The 25061-nt window shown below is 60.2% G+C and carries 22 protein-coding genes and 2 pseudogenes; 10 read left to right on the top strand and 14 right to left on the bottom strand.

The window, feature by feature from the left end; translation table 11 throughout:
- Positions 1-292: 292 nt before the first annotated feature.
- Positions 293-802 carry a DUF1993 domain-containing protein gene (locus AB4O25_RS00585; RefSeq protein ID WP_248081260.1) on the bottom strand — a complete coding sequence of 170 codons (510 nt, stop codon included), beginning with the start codon at positions 800-802 and terminating at the stop codon, positions 293-295.
- Between the two features lie 117 nt (positions 803-919).
- On the opposite strand from AB4O25_RS00585, the gene AB4O25_RS00580 reads away from it, so the two are divergent.
- Entirely contained in the window at positions 920-1567 is a 648-nt protein-coding gene (locus AB4O25_RS00580; protein ID WP_460150256.1) for a YceH family protein, read from the top strand.
- Positions 1568-1692: 125 nt separating this feature from the next.
- Here the strand turns inward: AB4O25_RS00580 and AB4O25_RS00575 are convergent, their stop codons facing one another.
- Positions 1693-2511: a shikimate 5-dehydrogenase gene (locus AB4O25_RS00575; RefSeq protein WP_065876540.1), complete on the bottom strand. Its 819-nt coding sequence runs from the start codon at positions 2509-2511 to the stop codon at positions 1693-1695.
- 156 nt (positions 2512-2667) lie between these two features.
- Here AB4O25_RS00575 and AB4O25_RS00570 point away from each other — a divergent pair, with 156 nt between their 5' ends.
- The 3 genes from AB4O25_RS00570 to AB4O25_RS00560 all read left to right on the top strand — a co-directional run bounded on the left by AB4O25_RS00570 (position 2668) and on the right by AB4O25_RS00560 (position 3726).
- Positions 2668-3024, top strand: coding sequence for a hypothetical protein (locus AB4O25_RS00570; protein ID WP_017526758.1), 357 nt, complete (start codon positions 2668-2670; stop codon positions 3022-3024).
- A gap of 233 nt (positions 3025-3257) precedes the next feature.
- Positions 3258-3452: a hypothetical protein gene (locus AB4O25_RS00565; RefSeq protein ID WP_003173044.1), complete on the top strand. Its 195-nt coding sequence runs from the start codon at positions 3258-3260 to the stop codon at positions 3450-3452.
- 91 nt (positions 3453-3543) lie between these two features.
- On the top strand, positions 3544-3726 hold the full coding sequence (locus tag AB4O25_RS00560; protein WP_017526757.1) for a hypothetical protein: 183 nt from the start codon (positions 3544-3546) through the stop codon (positions 3724-3726).
- 3 nt (positions 3727-3729) lie between these two features.
- On the opposite strand, the gene AB4O25_RS00555 is transcribed toward AB4O25_RS00560, so the two are convergent.
- A complete protein-coding gene (locus AB4O25_RS00555; protein ID WP_017526756.1) occupies positions 3730-4797 on the bottom strand; it encodes an AI-2E family transporter in 1068 nt (355 codons plus the stop codon).
- 159 nt (positions 4798-4956) lie between these two features.
- Between AB4O25_RS00555 and trhP the strand changes: the two genes are divergently transcribed.
- Complete coding sequence (gene trhP / locus AB4O25_RS00550; RefSeq protein ID WP_017526755.1) at positions 4957-6270, top strand: prephenate-dependent tRNA uridine(34) hydroxylase TrhP; 1314 nt, start codon at positions 4957-4959, stop codon at positions 6268-6270.
- A 36-nt stretch (positions 6271-6306) separates the two neighbouring features.
- On the opposite strand, the pseudogene AB4O25_RS00545 reads toward trhP, so the two are convergent.
- The 6 genes and pseudogenes from AB4O25_RS00545 to AB4O25_RS00520 all read right to left on the bottom strand — a co-directional run bounded on the left by AB4O25_RS00545 (position 6307) and on the right by AB4O25_RS00520 (position 12322).
- Positions 6307-7987: pseudogene (locus AB4O25_RS00545) on the bottom strand (methyl-accepting chemotaxis protein).
- Between the two features lie 97 nt (positions 7988-8084).
- A complete protein-coding gene (locus AB4O25_RS00540) occupies positions 8085-9404 on the bottom strand; it encodes a Na+/H+ antiporter family protein (RefSeq protein WP_161979905.1) in 1320 nt (439 codons plus the stop codon).
- A gap of 321 nt (positions 9405-9725) precedes the next feature.
- Positions 9726-11045: a sensor histidine kinase gene (locus AB4O25_RS00535; RefSeq protein WP_460150254.1), complete on the bottom strand. Its 1320-nt coding sequence runs from the start codon at positions 11043-11045 to the stop codon at positions 9726-9728.
- Positions 11042-11710: a response regulator transcription factor gene (locus tag AB4O25_RS00530; RefSeq protein WP_460150252.1), complete on the bottom strand. Its 669-nt coding sequence runs from the start codon at positions 11708-11710 to the stop codon at positions 11042-11044. Before AB4O25_RS00530 ends, AB4O25_RS00535 begins: the two co-directional genes overlap by 4 nt.
- A pseudogene (locus AB4O25_RS00525) lies at positions 11710-12020 on the bottom strand (PepSY domain-containing protein). Before AB4O25_RS00525 ends, AB4O25_RS00530 begins: the two are co-directional and overlap by 1 nt.
- Positions 12020-12322 (bottom strand): PepSY domain-containing protein, encoded by a 303-nt coding sequence (locus AB4O25_RS00520; protein ID WP_017526749.1) that lies wholly within the window; start codon positions 12320-12322, stop codon positions 12020-12022. Before AB4O25_RS00520 ends, AB4O25_RS00525 begins: the two are co-directional and overlap by 1 nt.
- A 156-nt stretch (positions 12323-12478) precedes the next feature.
- On the opposite strand from AB4O25_RS00520, the gene AB4O25_RS00515 reads away from it, so the two are divergent.
- The 5 genes from AB4O25_RS00515 (at position 12479) to codA (ending at position 17998) form a co-directional block, all read left to right on the top strand.
- Positions 12479-13558, top strand: a complete 1080-nt coding sequence (locus AB4O25_RS00515) for a patatin-like phospholipase domain-containing protein (protein ID WP_116079845.1) — start codon at positions 12479-12481, stop codon at positions 13556-13558.
- Positions 13559-13634: 76 nt separating this feature from the next.
- Positions 13635-13991 carry a 6-carboxytetrahydropterin synthase QueD gene (gene queD, locus AB4O25_RS00510; RefSeq protein WP_017526747.1) on the top strand — a complete coding sequence of 119 codons (357 nt, stop codon included), beginning with the start codon at positions 13635-13637 and terminating at the stop codon, positions 13989-13991.
- A 273-nt stretch (positions 13992-14264) separates the two neighbouring features.
- Positions 14265-15533 carry a cytosine permease gene (codB, locus tag AB4O25_RS00505; RefSeq protein ID WP_017526746.1) on the top strand — a complete coding sequence of 423 codons (1269 nt, stop codon included), beginning with the start codon at positions 14265-14267 and terminating at the stop codon, positions 15531-15533.
- Positions 15530-16735: a PucR family transcriptional regulator gene (locus AB4O25_RS00500; RefSeq protein ID WP_017526745.1), complete on the top strand. Its 1206-nt coding sequence runs from the start codon at positions 15530-15532 to the stop codon at positions 16733-16735. Before codB ends, AB4O25_RS00500 begins: the two co-directional genes overlap by 4 nt.
- 27 nt (positions 16736-16762) lie before the next feature.
- The gene (codA, locus tag AB4O25_RS00495) at positions 16763-17998 is read left to right on the top strand and encodes a cytosine deaminase (RefSeq protein WP_017526744.1); all 1236 of its coding nucleotides are present in this window, start codon (positions 16763-16765) and stop codon (positions 17996-17998) included.
- Positions 17999-18007: 9 nt separating this feature from the next.
- Here codA and AB4O25_RS00490 read toward each other — a convergent pair whose 3' ends face one another.
- From AB4O25_RS00490 to tssI, 5 genes are all read right to left on the bottom strand, one after another.
- On the bottom strand, positions 18008-20158 hold the full coding sequence (locus tag AB4O25_RS00490) for a lipase family protein (RefSeq protein WP_460150250.1): 2151 nt from the start codon (positions 20156-20158) through the stop codon (positions 18008-18010).
- Positions 20159-20169: 11 nt separating this feature from the next.
- Complete coding sequence (locus AB4O25_RS00485; RefSeq protein WP_460150248.1) at positions 20170-20949, bottom strand: hypothetical protein; 780 nt, start codon at positions 20947-20949, stop codon at positions 20170-20172.
- Positions 20950-21151: 202 nt separating this feature from the next.
- A complete protein-coding gene (locus AB4O25_RS00480) occupies positions 21152-21925 on the bottom strand; it encodes a hypothetical protein (RefSeq protein WP_460150247.1) in 774 nt (257 codons plus the stop codon).
- The gene (locus tag AB4O25_RS00475) at positions 21918-22754 is read right to left on the bottom strand and encodes a DUF4123 domain-containing protein (RefSeq protein WP_460150245.1); all 837 of its coding nucleotides are present in this window, start codon (positions 22752-22754) and stop codon (positions 21918-21920) included. The genes AB4O25_RS00480 and AB4O25_RS00475 overlap by 8 nt, the downstream gene beginning before the upstream one ends.
- A complete protein-coding gene (tssI, locus tag AB4O25_RS00470; RefSeq protein WP_368949680.1) occupies positions 22754-24772 on the bottom strand; it encodes a type VI secretion system tip protein TssI/VgrG in 2019 nt (672 codons plus the stop codon). Before tssI ends, AB4O25_RS00475 begins: the two co-directional genes overlap by 1 nt.
- Positions 24773-25061 lie beyond the last annotated feature (289 nt).

The following is a 25061-nucleotide window of genomic DNA, read 5'->3' as shown; positions in this document are numbered from 1 at the left end:
CGCCGGCTGCGCGTCTTTGGCTCAAGTGGGTTATTCGGGGCTGGTTGCGGTAGGACACAAGCTTGCGAAGGTGCGGCAGCGGGCGCCGACTGGAGGGTATTTATCATTAAGCCTTTCGCCTCTAAAGCGTTAGATGAGTGAAGTGGGTACCTCCCTTGAGTGTGTCCGCTGACGCATCGGTTGCCCGCAATTGTGTAACGCCCTGCGAACAGCAGCAGGTCAAACACCCGCACACAAAAAAGCCCGGAATCGCCCATTCAAGGGCGGTTCCGGGCTTTTTCAGCGCCTGGGTTTAGAAAGCGCCCATGTAATCACGCTTGCCCACTTCCACGCCGTTGTGACGCAGCAAGGCGTAGGTGGTGGTGACATGGAAGAAGAACTGCGGCAGGCCGTAGGTCAGCAGGTAGGATTGGCCGCTGAAGCGCTTCTCTTTAGGCGTGCCCTGGCGGGTGATGATCTCGATGCCTTCCTTGCCGTCGATCTGTGCTGGCGTGATGGTATCGACGAATGCCAGGACCTTGGCGATCAGCGCTTGCAGCTCGGCGAAGGTCACTTCGTTGTCTTCGTATTTCGGCACTTCGATTTCAGCCAGGCGGGCGGATACGCCCTTGGCGAAGTCGACGGCGATCTGCACCTGGCGCACCAGAGGAAACATGTCGGGGAACAGGCGCGCTTGCAGCAAGGCGTCAGGGTCGATGTTCTTGGCGGTGGCGTGGGCTTCGGCTTTGTTCAGCACATCGCTCAGGGCGTTGAGCATTTGCTTGAAGACTGGGATGGAGGCGGCGTACAGGGAAATAGTCATGACAGTCTCATCGGTAATGGCAGGGTAGGAACCAGCGGCGATTATAGCCATGCCTGCCGCTTGTCTTTTATTTTTTCAGGATTAGGCTAGTGGGCTTCACAGCATAGGGAACGCGCGATGACCGCCGAGCACGACACCGACACCCCTGAGCCGTGCCTGAACAGCACGGAAATCCGCGTCCTGGGCTGCCTGATCGAAAAACAGGCGACCCATCCGGAAACCTACCCCCTGACCCTTAACGCGCTGGTGCTGGCCTGCAACCAGAAAACCAGCCGCGAGCCGGTGATGAACCTCAGCCAAGGCCAGGTTGGCCAAAGCCTGCGTGTACTCGAAGGCCAAGGCTTTACCCGCCTGGTGATGGGCAGCCGCGCCGATCGCTGGGAACATCGCGTGGACAAGGCACTGGAGCTGGTGCCGGCGCAGGTCATCCTGATTGGGCTGCTGTTTTTGCGCGGCCCGCAGACCGTCAACGAGCTGCTGACCCGCAGCGGGCGCATGCATGATTTCGAAGATGCCGAGCAAGTGGTTCATCAGCTCGAACGCCTGATCGCGCGCGGGCTGGCGCTGCTGGTACCGCGCCAGGCGGGGCAGCGGGAAGACCGCTACACCCATGCGCTGGGCGACCCGGCGGATATCGAGGCGATTATCGCGGCGCGAGGAAGCCCGGTGGAGCGCGGGGCTGGAGTGTCTGTGGACCGGATTGAAGAACTGGAAGCACGCATTGGGGCGCTGGAAGAACGCCTGGCGCAGTTGGAACAGGCGTAATACAGGCAAAATGGGCGGTGCGACGATTCGAATTGCTCCGATAGCGGTGTTTCAGACATATGAGCATTGACTGACCCTCTGCTATCGGGAGCAAGCCCCCTCCCACATTTGATCACCAGTGCCCTTCAGCTTCGGGCAAATGCCACGGCTTTTTCGAACTGTGCCTGGGTTGGTCGCACACCGGTGTAAAGCACAAACTGCTCCAGCGCCTGGATCGCAATCACTTCCAGCCCGGTAATCACCCGCTTGCCCTTAGCCCGCCCCCGCACAATCAACGGTGTTTCGGCGGGGATTGCCACCACATCGAACACTGTTTCGGCTTTATCGATAGCATCGGCCTCGAACGCCAACGCATCGGCCTCAGGCCCACCGGTCATGCCAATCGGTGTCACGTTGACCAACATCCGTGGGCGCAACCCGCCAAGGTCGGCCTGCCATTCATACCCCAGGTTCTGCGCCAATCGGCGCCCCGCCGCCTCGTTGCGCGCCACGATCACCCCGTTGGCATAACCGCCGTCACGCAAGGCACTCGCCACGGCCTTGGCCATGCCGCCGCTGCCGCGCAGGGCGAAGGTCGAGTCCTTGGGCACCGCATGCGTCTTGAGCAGTTGCTCGACCGCAATGTAATCCGTGTTATAGGCCTTGAGGTGGCCGTTGGTGTTGACGATGGTGTTCAGTGAGTCAATCGCTTGAACCGAAGCGTCGAGTTCGTCCACTAAGGCAATGGCAGCCTCTTTGAACGGCATGGACACCCCGCAACCCCGAACCCCCAAAGCCCGGATACCGCCGATCGCGCCGGGCAAATCCTGGCTGCTGAAGGCCTTATAGTAAAAATTCAGACCCAACTGTTCATACAGGTGGTTATGAAATCGCAGGCCGAAATTGCCAGGGCGGGCGGACAGCGACATGCACAGTTGGGTGTCCTTGTTGGGGTGCATCTGCATGGAAAACTCCTTTGAGTAAGCAAATCGGTACAGACCTTACACAACCTTTACTTAGCGGCTGTGCTGTTTTTCAGAAATACGTTGTCTTAAAAGTATCCCCGCGACGTTACTTGAGTCTATTGACTGCAGACCACAAGCGCAGGGGCTAATCGAGGAATGACCATGAATCGTAAAATCCCCAAGATCGCCTTGCTTATCGGTGCACTCGCCATGGCAGGCCAAGCCTCCGCCCACGGCGGTGGATGGGCGGGTCCGGCCGCCTTGGGTGCGTTGGTCGGCGCCGCCGTGGTGGGCTCCGTGGTTGCCAGCCAACCTCGTGAGGTGTACGTGCAACAGCCCGTGTATGTACAACCGCAGCCGGTGTACGCCGCGCCACCGCCGGTGTACTACGCCCCGCCACCACCGGTGTATGTACAACAGCAGGTCTATTACCGCCCGGCGCCGGTTTATTACGGCCCGCCACATGGCTACTACTATGGCCCTCCTCACGGCTACTACCGTCGCGGCTGGTAAACCCCTGGTGTCACGTGCGAAACAGGCCTCGCCCCCGTGCGAGGCCTTTTTTTGCGCGCAAAGTCCGGATTTATCGCGTCAAGGTCGCTATAAGGACAATGGTGCCGACGCCAATCCCACAGGATAAGGCCCAAAGTCTACTTGCTCGACAGGGGCCAGCGCTGTCATGTTTGTGTCACGCCGCACTCCCACTATCGATCCTGTCCACTCAATAACAACAAGGACGACTGACCATGCCCACACAAAACCCGCACCGCACCGCTGGCCTCTGCACGTCCAGCAAGGTTTACAGCGCACTCACCGAACTCAAGCACTTGGAAGGCCACCGCAGCGCGAAATTCCTGGCGTTGCTGGCAGAAAACCTGGTGCGCAAGGGCCTGCTCAACGAGCAGGAAGTGGTGAGCATGCTCGATCAGGTGGTCGACTGACACGTTGCGTTGATGTCGACTATCGAGCCAGGTGATTTTTCCTTGGCCGCCTGGCCTCGTAAGGTGACCTCCATAGCGATTGGAGGTATCTATGCCCACTGTTCAAATCATGTCTGTCATCGGCAGCGCCGTCCCCGCCCCGCTTCGCGCGTTGGGAGTGCTTGCCTGCTGGTACCTGGTAAGCGACGGCGAGGCCATCAGTGGCCCCCTCACGTCGCTGTCCGCCGCCGAAAAACAGCTGCAGCAAGCGTCGAGCTTCAGGCTTGACGCCTGAGACTCAAGGCAGTGGCAGCTTGACCCGCGGCTTGCTTTCGACAAACAGCGCCCAACTGGACATGAACAGCGCCGCCACCAGCGGCCCGATCACGAACCCGTTGAGGCCGAACACCGATAAACCGCCCAGGGTCGAGATCAGGATCAAGTAGTCCGGCATCTTGGTGTCTTTGCCCACCAGGATCGGACGCAGCACGTTATCCACCAGCCCGATCACAAACACGCCAAACAGGCCCAGCACCACGCCCTGCCAGATCGAACCGCTGAGCAGGAAGTACGCGGCCACCGGCCCCCACACCAGCCCAGCCCCCACCGCCGGCAGCAGCGACAGAAACGCCATCAACACCGCCCAGAGCAACGCGCTGGGAATGTCCAGGAACCAGAAGATCAAACCGCCCAGCGCGCCCTGGGTCACGGCTACCAGCACGTTGCCCTTGACCGTGGCGCGCACTACCCGGTTGAACTTGAGCTGTAGACGACGCTTCTGTGGTTCGGCCAGCGGTACCGCCGTGCGCACTTTGCGCACCAGTTCCGGGCCGTCGCGCAGCAGGAAGAACAGCAAATACAGCATGATGAAAAAGCTCACCAGGAAATCAAACGTCCCCTGGCCGAAGCTGAACGCCTGGGTGGCAAAGAACTGGCTGCCCTGCATCGCGCTCTTGACGATCTTCTCACGCAGCCCTTCCAGGTTGCCCATGCCAAAGCGGTCCAGCAGATGCTGGAAGTACGGCGGCAGAAAGTGCTTGAACTGCTCGATATAACCGGCCACGTCGAGCTTGCCGCTCTCGATGTTCTTGTAGAGCGTCGCGCCCTCTTGCACCAGCAAGGCGCTGGTGATGATCACCGGCAGAATCGCAATCACCAGGCACACCATCAAGGTGGTCAGGGACAACAGGTTGCGGTTCCAGCCGAGGCGTTGCTGCAGGCGGCGCTGCATCGGCGCAAAGATGATGCCCAGGATCACCGCCCAGAACACCGCGCCGTAAAACGGCAGCAATATCCAGATAAACGCGATAGTCACCAGGACCAGCAACAACAGCAGGGTCTTGAATTGCAGAGTGGTTTGATTCATGTCCGGTCCATGTCAGAAAGCTCGGCGCGCGTGCGCCCTGCTGCTTAGTCCGTTGCAAATCCTGTGAGTGCCATCTTTGTTGCGGTAAGCGTAGACCCAGATCAATAACCCCTTCGGCGCCGCCCGGTACCCTCGCGCCCTTTTGCGGTCCGATTTCCCATGCCTCTGCTCCTTAGCCCTGAACTGTTGGCCCCCGCCGGCACCCTGAAAAACATGCGCTACGCCTTCGCCTACGGTGCCGATGCGGTCTACGCCGGCCAGCCGCGCTACAGCTTGCGCGTGCGCAATAACGAGTTCGACCACGCCAACCTGGCCCTCGGCATCGACGAAGCCCATGCGCAAGGCAAGCGCTTTTACGTGGTGGTGAACATCGCGCCGCACAATGCCAAGCTCAAGACCTTTCTCAAAGACCTGGCCCCGGTGATCGCCATGGGCCCGGATGCGCTGATCATGTCCGACCCGGGGCTGATCATGCTGGTGCGCCGACACTTCCCACAGATGCCGATTCACTTGTCGGTACAGGCCAATACCGTGAACTGGGCCAGCGTCGAGTTCTGGCAGCAGCAAGGGATTTGCCGGGTGATCCTGTCGCGGGAGCTGTCCCTGGAAGAGATCGGCGAAATCCGCCAGCAGGTGCCGGCCATGGAGCTGGAGGTGTTTGTGCATGGCGCCTTGTGCATGGCCTATTCCGGCCGCTGCCTGCTGTCGGGCTATATGAACAAGCGCGACGCCAACCAAGGCAGTTGCACCAACGCCTGCCGCTGGAAATACCAGGCCACGCCGGCGGTGGAAAATACCACGGGGGAGATCGTCCAGGCGTATCAGCCGACCTTGGGGATTGGCACGCCGACCGACCAGGTGTTTGTGCTGCAGGAAGCCAACCGCCCCGACGAGCACATGCCCGCCTTCGAAGACGAGCACGGCACCTACATCATGAACGCCAAGGATTTGCGCGCGGTGCAGCATGTTGAGCGTTTGACCCACATGGGCGTGCATTCGCTGAAGATCGAAGGTCGCACCAAGTCGCACTTCTATTGCGCGCGCACCACCCAGGTGTATCGCCGGGCCATCGATGACGCCGTGGCCGGTCGCGCGTTCGACCGCAACTTGATGACAGACCTCGAATCCCTGGCCCAACGCGGCTACACCGAAGGCTTCCTGCGCCGCCATGTGCACGACGAGTACCAGAACTACCAGAACGGCAGCTCGGTGTCCGAGCGCCAGCAGTTTGTCGGCGAGTTAACCGGCGAGCGCCGGGGCGAATTGGCCGAGGTCAAGGTGAAGAACCGTTTTGCCGTGGGGGATCACCTGGAATTGATGACGCCCGCCGGCAACCTCCACTTTGACCTGGACACCTTGCACAACAGCAAGGGCCAAGCCATTGACGTGGCGCCGGGGGACGGGCACACGGTGTACGTGCACGTTCCGGCGCAGATGGACCTGCGTTTTGGCCTGCTGATGCGTGACGTGTAAACACTGTTGGGGCGAGCAAGCTTCCTCGCCACAGGGTCAGATCTTGAATTGCCCCACCAGTTGTCCGAGCCGCTGGCCAAGGTCGGCCAGGCTGCGCGAGGTCTGCGCGCTCAACTGCGTCTCATCGGCCACGTTGTCCACCGCCACGGCAATCTGATGCACGCTGCGGTTGATCTCTTCGGCGACGGCGGTCTGCTCTTCGGCGGCGCTGGCAATTTGCGCGTTCATCGAGTTGATGGTGCCGATCAACTGGGCCATGGTGTCCAGCGACGCCCCAGCTTGGTTGGCCTGGGCGGAGGTGCCGTCGCCGGCATCACTGGAGCGGCGCATCGCGTCCACGGCGGCCACCGTGCCGGTTTGCAGGCGGTCGATCATGCCCTGGATTTCCTGGGTGCTGGTCTGCGTGCGGCTGGCCAGGGCGCGCACTTCGTCGGCGACCACCGCAAAACCACGGCCGGCCTCCCCTGCCCGCGCGGCCTCGATCGCCGCGTTGAGGGCCAACAGGTTGGTCTGTTCGGCAATCGAACGGATCACGCTGAGCACACTGACAATCGATGACACATCCTGCTGCAAGCTGTCGAGGGACACGCCGCTGCTGCGGATGTCATTCACCAGCGCATGGATCTGCGCAATGCTGCCGTCCACCACGCGCTTGGCGGCCTGGCCTTCGGCGTCGGTCTGTTGTGCCGCCACGGAGGCGCCTTGCGCACTGCGCGCAACTTCCTGGGCCGCAGACGACATCTGGTTAATGGCGGTGGCCACTTGGTCGGTTTCGTGGCGCTGGCGCTCCATGGCCTGTTCGGAACGCTGGGCCTGGTCGGACACCTGGCTGACCAGCCCGGTCAGTTGCGCGGTCATGTCAGTGATCTGGCGTACCAGGCCGTGGATCTTGTCGACAAACCGGTTGAACGCCCCCGCGAGGTCGCCCAACTCATCCTGGCTGGTGATCGCCAGGCGGCGGGTCAAATCGCCCTCACCGGCGGCGATGTCATCCAGGTTGGCTTTCATCAAGTGCAACGGACGCAGGATGGTATTGGCCAGCACCATGCCCACGGCGGCAATCACCAGCAACACCACCACGGCCACGCCGAGGATGCTCAGCAACACACCCTCCATGCGTTTTTCCACCTTGGCTTCGACCACCGCCACCTGGGCTTCGATGCCATCGAGATTCACCGAGGTACCGATAACCATGTCCCATTTAGGCAGGTATTCGGTGTAGCCCATCTTGGGCACCAGTTCGGTCTGGCCAGGCTGGGTCGAGCTGTATTGCAGGTAGTGAGTGCCGTCCTTGCCGACCTTGACCAGGTCGCGGTTGACGTACACACCGTTGGGGTCGCGATTGTCCTTGAAGCTCTTGCCCACGCCGTCCGGGCTGTTGCCCTTGAACAGGCGAATGGTCTCGGAGTCGTAGCCGAAGAAGTAACCGTCCTTGCCGTAGCTGGTGTTGGAGAGCAACTTGACCACCTTCTGCCCGCGCCGCCGTATCACCGGGAGCGGCGGCGTCGTAGAGCGGTTTGACAGTGCTCATGGCCACTTCCACATAACTTTGCAGGGTGGCCTTGGCGTTGTTGAGCAGGCGCTCGCGGGTTTCAGCCACCTCGTTGCGTGCCTGGCCCTGGAGAATCCACACGGTGGTCAGGCTGATCACCAGGGCAAACAGCAACACCGGGACGACGGCGAGGGACAGGACTTTGGCCTTCAGACTCAGACGCATGACTTTTCTCTCTTATTAAGCGGCTTGAGAGGTTATCGGCCAATTACCCTGATTCTGTAGGACAACACGCATTTGTGGTCATGGGCGAGCAATGAGGTTACAGGGTCATGGCGGCCAACCAGCCAAATGCCAGCAACGGCAGGTTGTAGTGCAGGAAGGTCGGCACCACGGTGTCCCAGATATGGTGGTGCTGGCCGTCAATATTCAGCCCGGAGGTAGGGCCGAGGGTGGAGTCCGACGCCGGCGAGCCCGCATCGCCCAGCGCACCGGCCGTACCGACGATGCACACGATGGCCATCGGGCTGAAGCCCAGTTGCACGCACAGCGGCACAAAAATCGCGGCGAGGATCGGCACCGTGGAAAACGACGAGCCGATCCCCATGGTCACCAACAGGCCCACCAACAGCATCAGCAAGGCGCCGACACCACGGCTATGGCCGATAAACGCCGCCGAGGCTTGCACCAGCGAACGCACGTCACCGGTGGCCTTGAGCACTTCGGCAAACCCTGAGGCGGCGATCATGATGAAGCCGATCATGGCCATCATCTTCATGCCTTCGGTGAACAGGTCGTCGGTATCGCGCCAGCGCACGATGCCCGACACCGAGAAGATCAGGAACCCGGCAAGGGCGCCGATGATCATCGAGTCCAGCCACAGTTGAATGATGAACGCCGAAGCAATCGCCAGACCGGCCACCAGCAGGGTCAGCGGGTTGTACTGCACCGCCACTTGCTCGACCCGCTCGATTTTCTCCAGGTCGTACACGCGTTTTTTGCGGTAGCTGATAAACACCGCCACCAGCAGGCCGGCCACCATGCCCAAGGCCGGCAGGCTCATGGCGTGGGTCACGTTGACCTGGCTGATGTCCACGCCGCTGCCGGCGACGTTGGCCAGCAGGATCTGGTTGAGGAAGATATTGCCGAAGCCCACCGGCAGGAACATATAGGGGGTGATCAGGCCGAAGGTCATTACGCAGGCGATCAGGCGGCGGTCCAGTTGCAGTTTGGTCAGCACGTACAGCAGCGGCGGCACCAACAGCGGAATAAACGCGATGTGGATCGGCAGAATGTTCTGCGAGGCAATCGCAACCACCCACAACAGGCCGATCAACAGCCATTTGACGTGGCTGCCACCCGTGGCGTCCTGGCGGTCGACCAGCAACAGGGCCTTGTCCGCCAGCGCATGAGCCAGGCCGGACTTGGCAATAGCCACCGCGAAAGCGCCGAGCAGTGCGTAGGACAACGCCACGGTCGCGCCCCCACCCAAGCCGCCATTGAAGGCCTTGAGCGTGGCCTCGATGCCCAGGCCACCGGCCAGACCACCCACCAGGGCGCCGACAATAATGGCAATGACTACATGCACGCGGGACAGGCTGAGCACCAGCATGGTGCCGACCGCGGCGATGACTGCGTTAATCATGGTTACCTCAAGCAGAAACATAAAAGACAGGCATGCCCGCGCCCAGATGGCCATTGACTGGCAACCCGCTCGCAGGCTTTAAGGAGGTCTTATTAGAGGGCGCGCACTTTGCAGCAGGCGGGCGCGCATGTCAAAAAGCGGCGCCGCTTTCAGGTTTGGATTGATCGCTTGAATAAACAAAACTGTCGATCGCCACGGCTGAGCCAGGCGTTGAACCGTCTGGCGAATCCGCCGCAGGGCTTGAGGGAGCAATTTTGGATTGAATGCCTTTACACATCGTGGGAACGAAGACTTTTCCCACAGCTTGATGGGGGCATGTCAGGCGTGGCGCTTGGGCAGTTCGATCAGCACCTTGAGCCCACCCAATTTACTGTCCTGCAATTGCAACACGCCACCCCACACCTCGACGATATCCCGCACGATGCCCAACCCAAGCCCGTGGCCCTCAGTCTGCTCGTCCAGCCGCGCGCCACGACTGAACACCTGGTCCCGTTGGGCTTCGGGGATGCCGGGGCCGTCGTCTTCCACCGTCAGCAGGTAAACGTGCCCGGTATCGCTGACGCTCAGGCGAATTTCGGCGTCCGCCCACTTACAGGCGTTGTCCAGCAGGTTGCCGAGCAGCTCCAGCAGGTCTTCGCGGTCCCAAGGCAGATACAGGCCAGGGGCGGCGTGGTAGCTGAGGTCCAGGTGTTCGCCGTGGATCATGTTCAGGGTGGCGAGCAAGCCAGGCAGTTCTTTTTCGCAGTCGAACAATGCCCCCGGCAGGGTTTCGCCGGCCAGCCGTGCGCGGTTGAGTTCACGGTTGAGGCGTTGCTGCACTTGTTCCAGTTGGTCGCGCAGCAGTTGGCTCAGTTCGGGGCGGTCCTTGAGCGCCTCGCTTGACGCTGCGCTCAATAACACGGCCAACGGGGTTTTCAGCGCATGCCCCAGGTTACCCAGGGCATTGCGGGAGCGCTTGAGGCTGTCTTCGGTGTGGGCCAGCAGGTGGTTGATCTGCGCGACCAGCGGCTCCAGCTCCTGTGGCACCTGGGTGTCGAGTTGCGAGCGTTGGCCCTGTTGCAACTGAGCGATCTGGTTGCGTGCGTTTTCCAGCGGGCGCAGGGCGCGACGCACCGTGAGCCGTTGCAGGATCAACACCAACAGCAGCGCCGCCAGGCCCAGCACCAGGCCGATCTGACGCATCAGCTGGAAACTTTCCCGCACCGGTGTGTAATCCTGAGCCACGCTGATGGAAATCGAGTGGCCAAAGCGCTTGTAGTCCGAACGCAGCACCAGCAGTTGTTGGCCTTCGGGGCCCAGTTGCAGGTTGCCCTTGAGCCCGGCTTCGGGCAGTTGGGGCAATTCCTCGTCCCACAGCGAACGAGAACGCCAGTGCACATCGGCAAAGTCGATACGAAAGTAATGCCCGGAAAACGGCCGTTGATAGGCCGGCGACAGACGCTGCTCATCCAGCTGCACGCCGTTGGGCCCACGCACCAGCGCCACCAACAGGTTTTCCGCGTCGTTACGCAGCCCGGCTTCCAGGTAACGCTGCAAACCGGCCTCGAACAACCACAGGCTGGTTTGCGCCAGCACCACACCGACGACCACCATCACGCTGATCAGGCCCAGGCTCAGGCGTCGCTGAATCGACCTCATGCGGGGTTGGCGCCAAACCGGTAACCCTGGCCACGCCGGGTTTCGATCACGCCGCGGCCCAACTTGCGGCGCAGGTGGTTGACGTGGACTTCCAGCACATTGGAATCGCGTTCGGTCTCGCCATCATACAAATGCTCGGCCAGGTGGCTTTTCGACAGGATCTGCTCGGGGTGCAGCATGAAATAGCGCAGCAGGCGAAATTCCGCGGCGGTGAGCTGGATCTCTTCGCCGCCGCGCAACACGCATTGGCGGCCTTCATCCGGGTGCAGGCCGGCGGCTTGCAGGGTGGGTTGGTTGGCCTGGCCGTGGGACCGGCGCAACAGCGCCTGGATGCGCAGGTGCAGCTCTTCAGGGTGAAAGGGTTTGCTCAGGTAATCGTCGGCACCGGCCTTGAGCCCTTCGATACGCTCGGCCCAGGAGTCGCGGGCGGTGAGCACGAGCACCGGAGTGGCGAGCGCGGCGGCGCGCCATTGCGCCAGCACTTCGAGGCCAGGCAAACCGGGCAGGCCAAGGTCGAGGATGATCAGGTCATAGGGTTCGCTGCGGCCCTGGTAAGCGGCGTCGCGCCCGTCAGCCAACCAGTCCACGGCATAGCCCTGGCGCTGCAAGCCGGCCAGCAGTTCATCGGCCAGGGGTACATTGTCTTCTACCAGCAGCAGGCGCATCAGTCTTCCTCATCTTTAATCAGCGCACCGGTGGTAGCGTCAAGTTTGATCTCGCGCACCACACCCTCGGTGGTCACCAGCTCCACTTCATAAGCATATTGGCCGTGTTTTTCTCAAGCTCGGCCTCTAGCATACGGGAGCCCGGATAGCGCGCCATGGCCTGCTGCAACAGCTGCTCCAGCGGCAGGATCACGCCCTGCTGGCGCAACGCGAGGGCTTCGTCCTGGTTGAGGTCGCGGGCCTGCAAACTTGAGCAGAACACCACAAGCACCAGTGCCACCCGACTGCCGGTGCGTAAATTTACCTTCATTACGTATCCTGATGATTCTTGAGAACCTGCCCGGTGAGCGCGTCCAATTCAACGTCCCATTCGATACCGTTGCGATCTTGCAGCTCGACCTCATAAACGTACTTGCCGTAGGCCTCATCCAGGTCGGTGTCCAGCAGCGTAGAACCGGGGTGCAGGGCCAGGGCCGTGGCTTCCAGTTGGTCAAAGGCGACAATTGTAACAGTGCCGGGTACGACCAGTGGTTTGTCCGGGTCCACGGCTCCGGCCTGGGGCGCCGCACAGGCGATGATAACGGCGGCGACCAGAGCGGTGAGGCGTTTCATGATAAATCTCCGTTACGCGATGTTATTCCTACACACGCCACGGTAACGGCTGCAACTTAACTGAAACTGAATTGCCACCATGGCAATTGCGCGTAGGCCTTTTCCCACAACCCGCGAGATTTTCTATACTGCCCCCTCGCTTCAATCGAGACCGGTATGACAGCCATCCACATCAAGTTTCCCGCCCTGACCCTCAAGGCCGGCAAACGCGCCCTCGCGCGCATCCGCGAACAGGGCCTTGCGCCTGCCGACGTCGGCATTCTGCCCGGTGCGGCCGGTGGCCCCAAGGCGCTGGGTATCCAGGGTCTGGACCTGGCGCTGTTCGGCGACTGGCTGCCGCGCGCGCCACGGGAACGGGCGCTGATCGGTGCGTCCATCGGCTCCTGGCGCTTTGCCAGTGCCTGCCTGCCCGACCCGGTACAAGGCCTGTTGGACCTCGGCCGGCTGTACAACGAGCAGCGCTTTGCCAAAGGCGTGACCATGGCCGACGTCAGCCAGAGCTGCCGGCGCATGCTCGACGACCTGCTGGCCGGCCGCGATGCGCGGGTGCTGGACAACCCCGACTATCGCCTGAACATCATGGTAGTCAAAAGCCACGGCCTGCTCGCCGATGACCATCGCGGGCGCCTGGGCCTGGGCCTGTCCTCGGTGATCGCCGATAACCTGCGTGGCCGCGCGCGGCTGTCGCGGCATTTCGAACGGCTGATCATCCATGACCCGCGCCAGCCGCCACCGGTGCATCCGCTGCAGGATTTTCCGTCGCGCTTTGTCGAATTGGATGCAGGCAACCTGCGCCAGGCATTGCTGGCCTCCGGCTCGATCCCCATGGTGATGCAAGGCGTGCGCGACCTGCCTGGCGCCGGCAGCGGCACTTACCGCGACGGCGGCCTGCTGGACTACCACCTCGACCTGCCCTACCACGGCGACGATATTGTGCTGTACCCGCACTTCACCGACCGGGTCATCCCCGGCTGGTTCGACAAGGGCCTGCCGTGGCGACGCAGCAATCAACAGGGCTTGCAGGATGTGTTGCTGCTGGCGCCGTCCAGGGACTACTTGGCCCGCCTGCCCCACGGCAAACTGCCGGACCGCAGCGACTTCAAGCGCTTCGTGGGCGATGACGCGAGCCGCAACACATACTGGCAAACCGCGATGAGCGAGAGCCGGCGGCTGGGGGATGAGTTCCTACAGTTGGCCGATAACGGCGGGCTGGGCGAGCGCTTGCAGGCGCTTTGACCGAGCGGTATGCGCGGCGAGGGATCAAGCTGTTAAACTCGCCGGCTGCCAGATACCTGACCGAGCTGAAAATACTGTGGAAATCTTCAAGGAATTTACATTCGAATCCGCCCACCGCCTGCCGCACGTGCCGGACGGCCATAAATGCGGGCGCCTGCATGGGCATTCGTTCAAGGTGGCTATCCACCTGAGCGGCGACCTGGATCCCTATACCGGCTGGATTCGCGACTTCTCGGAGATCAAGGCGATTTTCAAGCCGCTCTATGAACGCCTCGACCACAACTACCTCAATGACATCCCCGGCCTGGAAAACCCGACCAGCGAAGTGCTGGCCAAGTGGATCTGGAACGAACTCAAACCCCTGTTGCCGGAACTCAGCGCAATTCGCATCCACGAGACCTGCACCAGTGGCTGTATTTATCGCGGCGAATAAGCCTGCGATGTGTGTAAAAAACCACCCTTGCGGTGGTTTTTTTCGGCCTGGATGATTTACCACGCAGCCACCGTTTGACTGATCCATTTTGTATCACCCCTGCACCGCTTTCGTGCCCGACTGGGCAGCGCGAACACTCCCTCCGGCATTTCTTGCCTGTTTGGCTATAAATACTGTGCACGCTGCACAACTCACACCGTGCGCCCGTCACTGCTGCTGATTTGGCACGGGCGGTGCAATAGGCCTGCGTCACTCATTCAGGGAGCACGGCACATGACGCAGCAAGAACCGGGCAACGATTACCCTTTAAGCGAAGTCCCCATGCATGCGCGCAAAGGCCTGGCATCCACCGCCATGGTGCTGCTGGGCTTTACGTTTTTTACCGCGACCATGTTTGCCGGCGGCAAGCTGGGGGTGGCGTTCAGCTTTATCGACATGCTCGGCGTGGTGGCCTTGGGCAACCTGCTGTTGGGTATTTACGCGGCGGGCCTGGGTTATATCGCGTTCAAGAGCGGCTTGAACTCCGTATTGATGGGGCGCTTGTGCTTTGGCGAAGTCGGCAGCAAGCTCAGTGACTTGATCCTCGGCTTCACCCAGATCGGCTGGTACGCCTGGGGCACCGCCACGGCTGCCGTGGTGCTGGGTAAGTACTTCGAACTGAGCCAGGGCAACGTACTGGTGTTGATGCTGGTGTTTGGCCTGGTATTTTGCGCCACGGCTTACGTGGGCTATCGCGGGCTGGAGATTCTTTCCTACATCGCGGTGCCAGCCATGGGGCTGCTGCTGTTTCTGTCGATGTGGGTCGCCACGGCCAAAGTCGGCGGTTGGGACGGCCTGCTCGCGGTGACGCCAACCGCTGAATTGGATTTGTCCACGGCGATCACCCTGGTGTTCGGCACCTTCGTCAGCGGCGCGACCCAGGCCACCAACTGGACGCGGTTTTCGCGCTCGGCCAGGGTCGCGGTGCTGGCCAGCCTGATCGGTTTCTTTATCGGCAACGGCCTGATGGTGCTGATCGGGGCCTACGGCGCCATCGTCTATCAACAACCGGATGTGGTCGAGGTGTTGCTGCTGCAAGGCTTTGCGCTGGCGGCGATGGCCATGTTGCTGCTCAATATCTGGAGTACCCAGGACAACACCATCTACAACTTCGCCGTGGCCGGCTGCAACCTGTTGCGCACCCAACGCCGCAAGACCGTGACCCTGGCCGGCGCGGTGATCGGCACCCTGCTGGCGCTGCTTGGCATGTACGACATGCTGGTGCCGTACCTGATCCTGCTGGGCACGGTGATACCACCGATTGGCGGGGTGATCATGGCCGACTTTTTCTACCGCTATCGTGGCCAATACCCGCGCCTGGCCGAGGCTCGCCTGCCGGCGTTCAACTGGCCGGGGCTGGCGGCCTATGCCGTGGGCACCGTGCTGGCATTCAACTCGCCCTGGGTCGCGCCGCTGGTAGGGATCGCAGCCGCGTCGCTTACCTACATCGTGCTGACGGCCGTACTACGTGTGCGTGCGCCATTGGCTGACGCTCAAGCATGAGCCTGACCGTCGCCGATGTGCTGGCCCTGCCTGGCCTTGAATCCATGCGCCTGCGCGCCGGCGAGGCAGGCCTGGACAACCCTGTGCGCTGGCCCTACGTGGCGGAAAACAGCGGGATCGCCGAGTGGGTGCTGGGCAGCGAGCTGGTGTTTGTCACCGGCATCAATCACCCACGGGATGAAGCGAACTTGCTGCAATTGCTGCAAGAAGCCTGTCAGCGCAAGGTGGCCGGGCTGGTGATTCTCACCGGGCCGGCGTATATCCAGGCGATACCCCAGCGGCTGCTGGATGCCGCGCACGCAGCGGGCATGCCGCTGATCGAGCAACCCTACTCGTTGAAAATGGTGCTGGTAACCCAAGCCATCGGCTCGGCGCTGATCCAGTTCGAGCAGTTGGGGCGTTCGCGCCATGATGTGTTGGAACGCTTGCTGACCGGTGACTTTCAATCCCTGGAAGTGCTGCTGCACAGGGCCGCGCAACTGGGTATGTCCCTCAACGGGCATTGGCAGGTGGTGCAATTGCAATTGGAGGGCAGCGAGTCGCTGTTTGCCCAGAACGATACACAACAGGTCGAAGCGCACCTGGCTCAGCAACACGACGGCATCAGTCGCCGCCTGCGTCAGTGGTCGGCGGGGTTGCCGTTATTGGGCCGGGCCGGGAATTGGACACTGCTGCTGCCGGCCCCCGACGCGGTTGCGGCCCTGGCTAACCGCCAACAATTGGCCACCTGGTTGAAGCCGCTGAACCTGCGCCTGGCGCCGCTTAAATTGTTTACCGGCCTCAGCGCCGCCGCGCACCCACCTGCGCGCCTGGCCCAGGCCCAGGATGAAGCGCGCCAGGCGTTGGCCGCCGCGCGGCGTTTCAGCGAACGCGCCGGGCTGTGCGTGTACGACGAACTGGGCGTGCTCAAGTTACTCAGCGGCGTGCGTGATCGCGCCCTGCTCGACCACTTTCTCAATGAACGCTTGGGCCCGTTATTGCGCCACGACTTGCACCATGGCCCCAGCCTGATGCCGACTCTGGAAGCCTGGTTTCACGAGAATGGTAACCTGATGGCCGCCGCCCAGCGCCTGGCCCTGCACCGCAACACTGTGACGCACCGCGTCCAGCGCATCGAAGCCCTGTGCGGGCTGACGCTGGATAACGCCTATGACCGCCTGGACATCGGCATCGCCCTGATGATCTGGCGGCTGTCTGCCTGATTGTTTTTAGCCAAGAGGAACTTGCCCATGCACATCATCAACGCCCGCCTGCGCAACCATGAAGGCCTGCATGATCTGCACCTGGAAAACGGCCGGATCGCCAGCATCACGCCACAAACCAGGGCGCCGATTTTAACCGCCGATGATGTGGACGCGGCCGGCAATCTGGTGATCCCGCCATTCGTCGAACCGCATATCCACCTCGATGCCACACTCACCGCCGGCGAACCGCGCTGGAACATGAGCGGCACACTGTTCGAAGGGATCGAGTGCTGGGGCGAACGCAAAGCCACCATCACCCAGCAAGACACCAAGACCCGCGCCAAGCAGACCATCCAGGCGCTTGCCGCCCACGGCATCCAACATGTACGCACGCATGTCGACGTCACCGACCCGGACCTTACGGCGCTCAAAGCCATGCTGCAAGTGCGTGAAGAAAGCACGCACCTGATCGACCTGCAAATCGTCGCGTTTCCCCAGGAAGGCATCGAGTCGTTCCACCATGGCCGCGAACTGATGGAAGAAGCCATTCGCCTGGGCGCCGACGTGATTGGTGGCATCCCTCACTTTGAATACACTCGCGACCAAGGCGTGAGTTCGGTGAAGTTCCTGATGGACCTGGCCGAACGCACCGGTTGCCTGGTGGACGTGCATTGCGACGAAACCGACGACCCGCACTCGCGCTTCCTCGAGGTGCTGGCCGAAGAGGCCCGAAGCCGCGACATGGGCGCCCTTGTCACCGCCAGCCACACCACGGCCATGGGTTCTTACGACAATGCTTATTGCGCCAAACTGTTCCGCCTGCTGGGACATTCCGGCATCAGCTTCGTGTCGTGCCCGACCGAAAGCATCCACCTGCAAGGCCGTTTCGACAGCTTCCCGAAACGCCGTGGCGTGACCCGCGTCAACGAGCTGCTCGAAGCCGGCATGAATGTTTGCTTCGGCCAGGACTCCATCGTCGATCCCTGGTACCCCCTGGGCAACGGCAACATCCTGCGGGTGCTCGAAGCCGGTTTACACATTTGCCATATGCTCGGCTACCGCAACCTGCAAAGCGCCCTCGACCTGGTGACCGATAACAGCGCCAAGGCGATGGCCCTGGGTGATCGTTATGGCCTGGAACCCGGACGGCCAGCCAATTTGCTGATCCTCTCGGCGCACAGCGACTACGAGGTGATTCGCAGCCAGGGCCTGCCGCTATACTCGATTCGCAACGGCAAAGTACTGATGAAACGCCAGCCGGCCCAGGTTGAGTTTATGTAACCACCGTGATCAGACGATGGAGTCGATATCCAACGTTTGTGCCCTGCCCCGATCGCTATCCGTCACGGGCGGAATGCTGGCGATTGGGGACAGTGCTCGGTTTTCACGATGGCTGAACCAACGCATGAGGCTCGGTTGCAAGTGCGCGGCGTGAGCATGGCTGCCGTAGACATCGCGCGCCCCAAGACGACGCCACCGCAGGCTTTGCAGGCGCTGGCGACTGAGGTGCAGGCGTTCGATTTCGGCATTCAACGGCTCATGATGTTCATAAGCCCGGTCATTGGCCGGTCGATGCCGAGTCAATTCTCGCCGCTTGTCTTGCAGTTGCTTGCGCATGGTCGCGAGGGCATGGTCGAGCAACTCAAACTCTCTTTCGGTCACCAGCGGGACGTTGCTGTCCAGGGTCTGTTGCCAGCGCCGCAATGTGGCCCAGGCAGCCGGGATGTAGCTGGCGGTCATGAAGTGCTGCTTGTATTGCACCAACTGCCTGATCAACCCGTCGCGCTCAGGCATATCGCCGCGCGCATGCAACGCCCGATTACGACCGGCCTCTTCAATGGACTCACATCCGGGCCTCCACAACACCGATGAATGCGTGCCATCCGGCAGCATGATCGGCATGAAATGCTGTTGTTCACCATGGTGTTGGTAGGGGTTGCCGCCGAAACGCACCAGGCCGGCGGCGAACAACAGGCCTCCGGCGGCGGGAGCGCTGAATAACGTGACGGCGCCAGGGATCCAGAGCTTGGCGGTGGTGTTCATCCAGGGCGCCGGGACGCTGGGAACGGGGTCGTTGTGGTTGACGATACGGTGGTGGACCAGAGCGGATGCGCCGACAGTGAATTCGGAGTCGACGGCACGGGGGGCGCCGTAGGTGTAGAGGAGGATGTTGTATTTAAGCCCCGGAGTACGACGTAGCCCTTCTGCCAATAACAGAGCAATGGCGCCGCCCAGGCTGTGGCCGCAGATGATTATTCGTTGGGCTCTGTGAAATTGGTTGAGGTATCGCTGCACAAAATCACGCATCGCCCGATAAGCCTGATAGAACCCTTCGTGAGCCTTACCGACGCCTTCGGCAAAAGGTGTCTGATGAGCGTTGGCGTCGCGCAATCCGTCACTGGGGCTGGCAGTACCACGCACGGCTATCAGGATGACCTCATCGTGGTGAGTAATGAACGCCTGGGTGTCGGTACCGTCTTTTTCGTCATCAAAGAAGTGCAGGCGCGAAGGGTATTCCTGTTGTTCCTCAAGCTCTGGACGATTTTGTGGATACAACTCGGGATCGAAGGGCAAAATTTCAAAACGCTTGGAGTAAGGAACGTCTTCGTAGAGCGGATAAAAACGCTGAGTTTGTTCAGGATCAATCCGCCAGGCCTCGTCGTACCCCGAAAGCTGTTCGGCAAAGAGATTTCCAACGCTCGGGTTCAGTGGAAAATGAACTTTATCCAAGGGCTTCTCTGGCGGCTCCTGGCCGAAATTGCAGTAACTCAATGCTGCGAATAATGCCAACTGATACAAGTTCAAGGCACAGAATTTGTCTTCAGTGGAAAGTAGCGGACGTAACGAACGCAGCGGCCGTACTTCCAGAGCGGTGTGGTTGTTGGGGAATAAGACGATGCCCGATAACGTTGACTGGGGTGGGCCGAAGCCCAGGTCGGCCAGCATTTTCAGGGCATGCCGTGGGGGCTGGTGAGTCCGGGGCGCGATGGGAGGCAAGTGTGCGACATGCCTGACCAGATCGCGTACTTCGACCTGATAGAACCGATTGGCCTGCTGTCGAGCGGGATTATTTTCAACGCGCCGACCATCCGTCACAGCAAATCGAGTTCTTTCTGCGCGAAACTGAAGTTCTGTAATAGGAAGCTTATAAGTGGAGCGCGTCATTAAGTACTCATAGGGTTGCTCTGCCCCTGAATAAAGATCGTCAAAAACCAGAACCACCGGGCCACAGTAACTATCCGTTAGTTTGGCAAAGCCGTCCCCATTCAAGCGTCCTTTATAGTGTTGCCCAACACTGTCGTAGAGGGTGTACGGCAGCCCCCCATATGAAGAGCCTGCTCCGAACTCATCAACCAAACAAAAACTGATCCAATGCCCTCGCAATGAGCAGGCAGGTTTTTTATCACTGAAAAAAGGTTGCTTCCGTGCGTCAAGCTTCATGAATTTCTCCTTTACTTGCAGGATGGATAAACCTCGCAGGTGCGACCATCCGGCATTTTTATAGGCTTAAAGTCGGTGATATTACCGTTGCAGAAAGCATACGGGTCTTCGAAGCTTTTCCCTTTGCAGCGCTTCCAACCATCCGGAACGGCTACCCAGTTATCGTCGATAGCGGGCGCCTCCTCATCAATTACCCTCAGCGCCATCCTGAGGGTTTTCCCCGCTAGCTGATCTCGTTGCGCCAAACCACCAATGGGTGTTTTTTGCAGTTGGCCCAAGGCGTCCAGCGAATTGCATTTAAGAAGTTTAATAATTACTTGCTGTGGCCCTGCAGTCCGAAATAACCACTGACACTGCCCAGGCAACTGCTGAACACCTGAATCTGGCATTTCCGATGAACGGATATCGGAGCGATCCAAAATTGCGATACTGCCCAGATCCCCGTCAATATCTGAATAGCGACTCCCCCACTTCGCATATACATCGAACTCCACCCCTCGCAATACCAACGGGCATCCATTGACAGTTTCCGTCAACGGCAGTTGATAACTCAGACGATGGGCCACTGGTGTGTAATCGGTAAAAAATACCTTGCGCTCAGGCCTCTTGCCTCGACGCTGTGGCAAGGTGCACGTTTCCCCGGTCGCTGGTCGGTAATTGGCGGCAGTTTTGAGTTTAAAATTCGCCGGCAAATCCACCTCCAACGTGAAGCTGTCAACCGGCCGCCCCACGCACCCAAAAAGCCCGGTGATACCCAGTGCAAACAGCACGCCTAAAACTTGTCTATTCATCCTTGTTCTCCATCAAACGCCACTGCCGCACCACTCGTTCGAAATGATAGAGGGTATACGGCAGCCCCCCTATATGAAGAGCCTGCTCCGAACTCATCAACCAAACAAAAACTGATCCAATGTTCTCGCAGTGAGCAGGCAGGTTTTTTATTACTGAAAAAAGGTTGCTTCCGTGGGTCAAGCTTCATGAGTTTTCTCCTTTTTACTTACAGGACGGATAAACCTCACAGGTGCGACCATCCGGCATTTTTATAGGCTTAAAGTCGGTCGTATTACCGTTGCAGTAAGCGTGCTGATCTTCGAAACTTTTCCCTTTACAGCGCTTCCAACCACCAGGAACGGCTACCCAGTTATCGTCGATAGCGGGCGCCTCCTCATCAATTACCCTCAGCACCATCCGGAGGGTTTTCCCCGCTAGCTGATCTCGCTGTGCAAGGCCACCCGCTCGCGTTTTTTGCGGCTGCCCTGCTGCGTCCAGCGAACGGCACTGCAAAATCTTCCTGATCCCCTGAAGGGGACCTACCGTTCGAAACAACCACTGACATTGACCCGGCAGCTCCTGCACACCTGATGCAGGCATCCCGGGCGTATCCAAGCGATCCCTGATGTAAATCCCCGCAATATCGCCTCCTACATCCGTATCCCGCTTCCCCCACTTCGCATAAAAATCAAACTCCACACTGCGCAATACCAGCGGACACCCGTCTACCGTTTCACTCAACGGCAGCTCATGACTCACTCTGCGGGGCGCAGGTTTATAGTCGGTAAAAAAGACTTTTCGTTCCGGTCTCATGCCTCGGCGCTGTGGCAAAACGCAGGTCTCTCCCGTCGCAGGGCGGTAGTTAGCGGCGGTTTTAAGTTCAAATTCCGCCGGCAAATCCACCTCCAACGTAAAGCTGTCAACCGGCCGCCCCACGCACCCAAATAGCCCCGTGATACCCAACGCAAACAGCGCGCCTAAAACTTGCCTATTCATCCTTTTTCTCCATCAAACGCCACTGCCGCACCACTCGGTCGAAATGATCTTCGGGGGTTTCGCCAACCTTTGGCTGCCAGCAAATCACACTGCTGCGCGTAGCCTCTTCCAACCTGCGTACGACTAAAAATTCCAATTGTTCGGGCCGGGTCCATTGCCAGGCGCGAGCCTGTTCCAACACGTGGGTCAACCAGACTTTGGGGTCTTGAGACTCGACCAGCACAACCAGGTCTTCACTGTGTTCAGCCAGCAGGTAGCGCAGGATATTGGCGTGCAGAATGGCGCCGGCGTTTGGGTTGGGCGTGTTCAGCCAAGGGGCGGGATCGGGCACCGGGTACTCGTCTGGAGCGGGATTATCGGCAGTGTGCCAGCGGTCTTCGTGCCAGTAGCACACGCTGAGCAATGGGCCGAGGAAGGCCGGCCGATGCTCCAATGGCAAATAAGCCACTGCACGTGCCAGCGTGCGATTGTCGTGAAAGCGGTACAGCGACTGGTTACCTGGCGACCCGAGCAGCATCCGGTTACGCCAGTGGCGAGTCACGGCCGTCAAGTCAGCGGTTGGCAGGCTGCCCAGCCAGCCCCAATTCGTTTCCGGCTGCGTTAACAGATCACGCAGCGCCGCTTCGTTCACCTGATCCAGCAGCAGGATCACCGGGCCCGCCATGACCATTTCCGCCAGCGGCGTTTGCGCGTAAACGTTGCAATACCCTGATAACTCGCGGGTGGCCATCATGGGTTGGCGTGCCGCGTTATCGCCCTCAAGCACCAGGCACAGCCAGCGTCCCGCCTGTTGTTGTTGGGCCATCCATTGGTTTGGAAGGTTGTTCATCAGGCTACCCTTTCACTGAGCTCGCACAGCCCTTCGCGGCAGCGCTCACAAACAGGGCAGAAGTCCGCGCCCAGTTGCCTGGCCAAGGTCATGATGGCGCCTTGTGCGGCGGCGACTTTCGGCCCCTCGACCGCCGATGGAACACTTGTTGATGAGGTTGCACACGGCGCACCGCCGAGGGTGATAGGGCGACTGCAAAAAATACCCCCCGCCTGGATAACCAGGTGCTCTCCACCGGCCATGAAGCTCAGTTGTGCGCCTGCGTCGATCACCAGCCGGGCACCGGCCTTGAGGTGAATCTGCTGGCCGGCTTCAACCTCCACGGTCTGCCCCACATACGTACGGCTGTCGCCCTGCACATCCAGGTGATCGTTAGCCCCCAGAACCACCGTGCGATCTCCGCTGACATGGCGATGCTCGTCGTTTTCCAGGTGAACCGTGCTCAAGCCGCGAATGATTTCCCGCCGCGCCCCCGCCACCTCCAGGCGGCTGTCATGGCCCACCTGTTGTTCCAAGTCTCGTTGGGCCCTCAAGTAGATGAGCTCTTCACCGTGGCGGTCTTCCAGGTACAACTCATTGCAACCATCGCCGCCCAAGGTGCTGCGGCTACGCAGGACGCTGCGGGTCTTGTGCTGCGGCAAGGGGTAGGTGGGAAGATGCGAGGCATTGGGTAGGCATCCGTTGATCAACGGTTGGTCCGGGTCGCCTTCCAGGAATGTCACCAACACTTCCATGCCCACCCGCGGGATCACCGTTGCGCCAAACCCGTCACCGGCCCAACTGGACGCCACCCGTATCCAGCAACTGCTTTTGTCATCGGACTTGTCCAGCCGGTCCCAGTGAAAGCGCACCTTGACCCGGCCATACGCGTCGCAATGCACCTCTTCACCGGCAGGCCCGGTTACCGTTGCGGTCTGGCTGCCATTGATGGTCGGCTTGGGGTGGTTGAGGGGCGGTCGATAGGTCGCGCGCCAGGGTGTCGCCTTGAAGCGATTGCGATACCCCTGGAACCCTTCAACCTCACCTGTCGCCTCCTCCAGCACCTGGGGCTGATACCCCTCGTGACGTACCGAGGTAATCAACCACAGGTCATTGCAGGATGGGTCCGGGTGATCGCGCAATTCCAGGAAATGCCCGCTGCGCAGCGCCGGGAGATCGCTTCTGCCCAATGCTCGATGGCGGTCGCTCTGATGGCGCTCGAGCCCCCTGCGAGCCAGGCGCCCGCCCCTTGCACGGCCCTTGAAACCTGCGGGGTAGTGGTAGTCTTCAAGAGGCTGTATCGAAGCGTCGCCTGCCGTGTCCTGCAAGCGCAGGGAAGGATGCTCGAAATCATGATCGCGTCGCACCGTTTGCCGGCTGCGCGTGGCCAGGCGCACATCGAAACGCTGGATAACCTGCGTTTCGGCCGCCGGCCCTCCGACAGGTGAGTAACGCTGCAAGGGCAAGCGGCGAAATACGGTCTGGTCATCGCCAAACACCAGTACATGCGCGTCGTCGCTGTGGCGGAAGTGGTAATGAATACCCTCCTCCGCGCACAGCCGTTGGATGAAATGCAGATCGGTTTCCGCGTATTGCACGCAAAACGTACGCGGCGGATAAACCACCGGGCCTAGTTCGAACACGTAGGCGTCGGCCAGGATGCCGTGGTGTTCAAGGACTGCCGCGATGATCTGGGGCACGCTGCGTTGCTGGAAAATCCGCTGGTCACGCCGATGAGCCAGGTTGGCCAGGCGCGGTGCCAGCGTCAGGCGATACCGGGTGAGTCGGCGCCCGGGGTCATCGCGGCCGATCGCGTAAACCTGCCCGTGCAGCCCCTCTGCCCCTTCGCCAAAATCGAGATAGGCGGGTTGATGAAGCAGTGCTTCCAGGTCCAGGCTGGGGTTCTCACTGAGCACCTGCACCTGAATGAAAAACGGTTGATCGATGACCTCGTGGCCTTTAAACGCAAGCACCTGAAAGTCTGTCTCTATTCCTGGAACGATAAAGTTGAAACGTGACGAAACAAACGCGTTAACCATCCGTTGTTACCCGCCATCTTTTTTATTGCTGAATTGAAATACTTCCCCTCGGCCATACAGCGAATGAATGACCGAGAAAAAGCACCTGAGCGCACTGAAGCTTAGCGATTTCAGGTAAAAATCGGCCGCTTAAAAATAAAAAAGAAGTTTCGTACAACGGAGATAGAAGTATCTTTTACAAAATAATAAAACGAGGCATTAACTAATTTTTAAATATAAGAAACACCCTACAAAAACTTACAACTAAATATCTAACTCATTACGAAACAGCTGACACCCAGCCAAGGTA

The sequence above is a fragment of the Pseudomonas sp. S3_A03 genome, assembly GCF_054668275.1.
This window is presented reverse-complemented; position numbering and strand designations above follow the sequence as displayed.

Coding starts and splice junctions, on each gene's coding strand:
- AB4O25_RS00585 (WP_248081260.1), bottom strand. CDS start 802: ATGACTATTTCCCTGTACGCCGCCTCCATCCCAGTCTTCAAGCAAATG.
- AB4O25_RS00580 (WP_460150256.1), top strand. CDS start 920: ATGACCGCCGAGCACGACACCGACACCCCTGAGCCGTGCCTGAACAGC.
- AB4O25_RS00575 (WP_065876540.1), bottom strand. CDS start 2,511: ATGCAGATGCACCCCAACAAGGACACCCAACTGTGCATGTCGCTGTCC.
- AB4O25_RS00570 (WP_017526758.1), top strand. CDS start 2,668: ATGACCATGAATCGTAAAATCCCCAAGATCGCCTTGCTTATCGGTGCA.
- AB4O25_RS00565 (WP_003173044.1), top strand. CDS start 3,258: ATGCCCACACAAAACCCGCACCGCACCGCTGGCCTCTGCACGTCCAGC.
- AB4O25_RS00560 (WP_017526757.1), top strand. CDS start 3,544: ATGCCCACTGTTCAAATCATGTCTGTCATCGGCAGCGCCGTCCCCGCC.
- AB4O25_RS00555 (WP_017526756.1), bottom strand. CDS start 4,797: ATGAATCAAACCACTCTGCAATTCAAGACCCTGCTGTTGTTGCTGGTC.
- trhP (WP_017526755.1), top strand. CDS start 4,957: ATGCCTCTGCTCCTTAGCCCTGAACTGTTGGCCCCCGCCGGCACCCTG.
- AB4O25_RS00535 (WP_460150254.1), bottom strand. CDS start 11,045: ATGAGGTCGATTCAGCGACGCCTGAGCCTGGGCCTGATCAGCGTGATG.
- AB4O25_RS00530 (WP_460150252.1), bottom strand. CDS start 11,710: ATGCGCCTGCTGCTGGTAGAAGACAATGTACCCCTGGCCGATGAACTG.
- AB4O25_RS00520 (WP_017526749.1), bottom strand. CDS start 12,322: ATGAAACGCCTCACCGCTCTGGTCGCCGCCGTTATCATCGCCTGTGCG.
- AB4O25_RS00515 (WP_116079845.1), top strand. CDS start 12,479: ATGACAGCCATCCACATCAAGTTTCCCGCCCTGACCCTCAAGGCCGGC.
- codB (WP_017526746.1), top strand. CDS start 14,265: ATGACGCAGCAAGAACCGGGCAACGATTACCCTTTAAGCGAAGTCCCC.
- AB4O25_RS00500 (WP_017526745.1), top strand. CDS start 15,530: ATGAGCCTGACCGTCGCCGATGTGCTGGCCCTGCCTGGCCTTGAATCC.
- codA (WP_017526744.1), top strand. CDS start 16,763: ATGCACATCATCAACGCCCGCCTGCGCAACCATGAAGGCCTGCATGAT.
- AB4O25_RS00490 (WP_460150250.1), bottom strand. CDS start 20,158: ATGAAGCTTGACGCACGGAAGCAACCTTTTTTCAGTGATAAAAAACCT.
- AB4O25_RS00485 (WP_460150248.1), bottom strand. CDS start 20,949: ATGAATAGACAAGTTTTAGGCGTGCTGTTTGCACTGGGTATCACCGGG.
- AB4O25_RS00480 (WP_460150247.1), bottom strand. CDS start 21,925: ATGAATAGGCAAGTTTTAGGCGCGCTGTTTGCGTTGGGTATCACGGGG.
- AB4O25_RS00475 (WP_460150245.1), bottom strand. CDS start 22,754: ATGAACAACCTTCCAAACCAATGGATGGCCCAACAACAACAGGCGGGA.
- tssI (WP_368949680.1), bottom strand. CDS start 24,772: ATGGTTAACGCGTTTGTTTCGTCACGTTTCAACTTTATCGTTCCAGGA.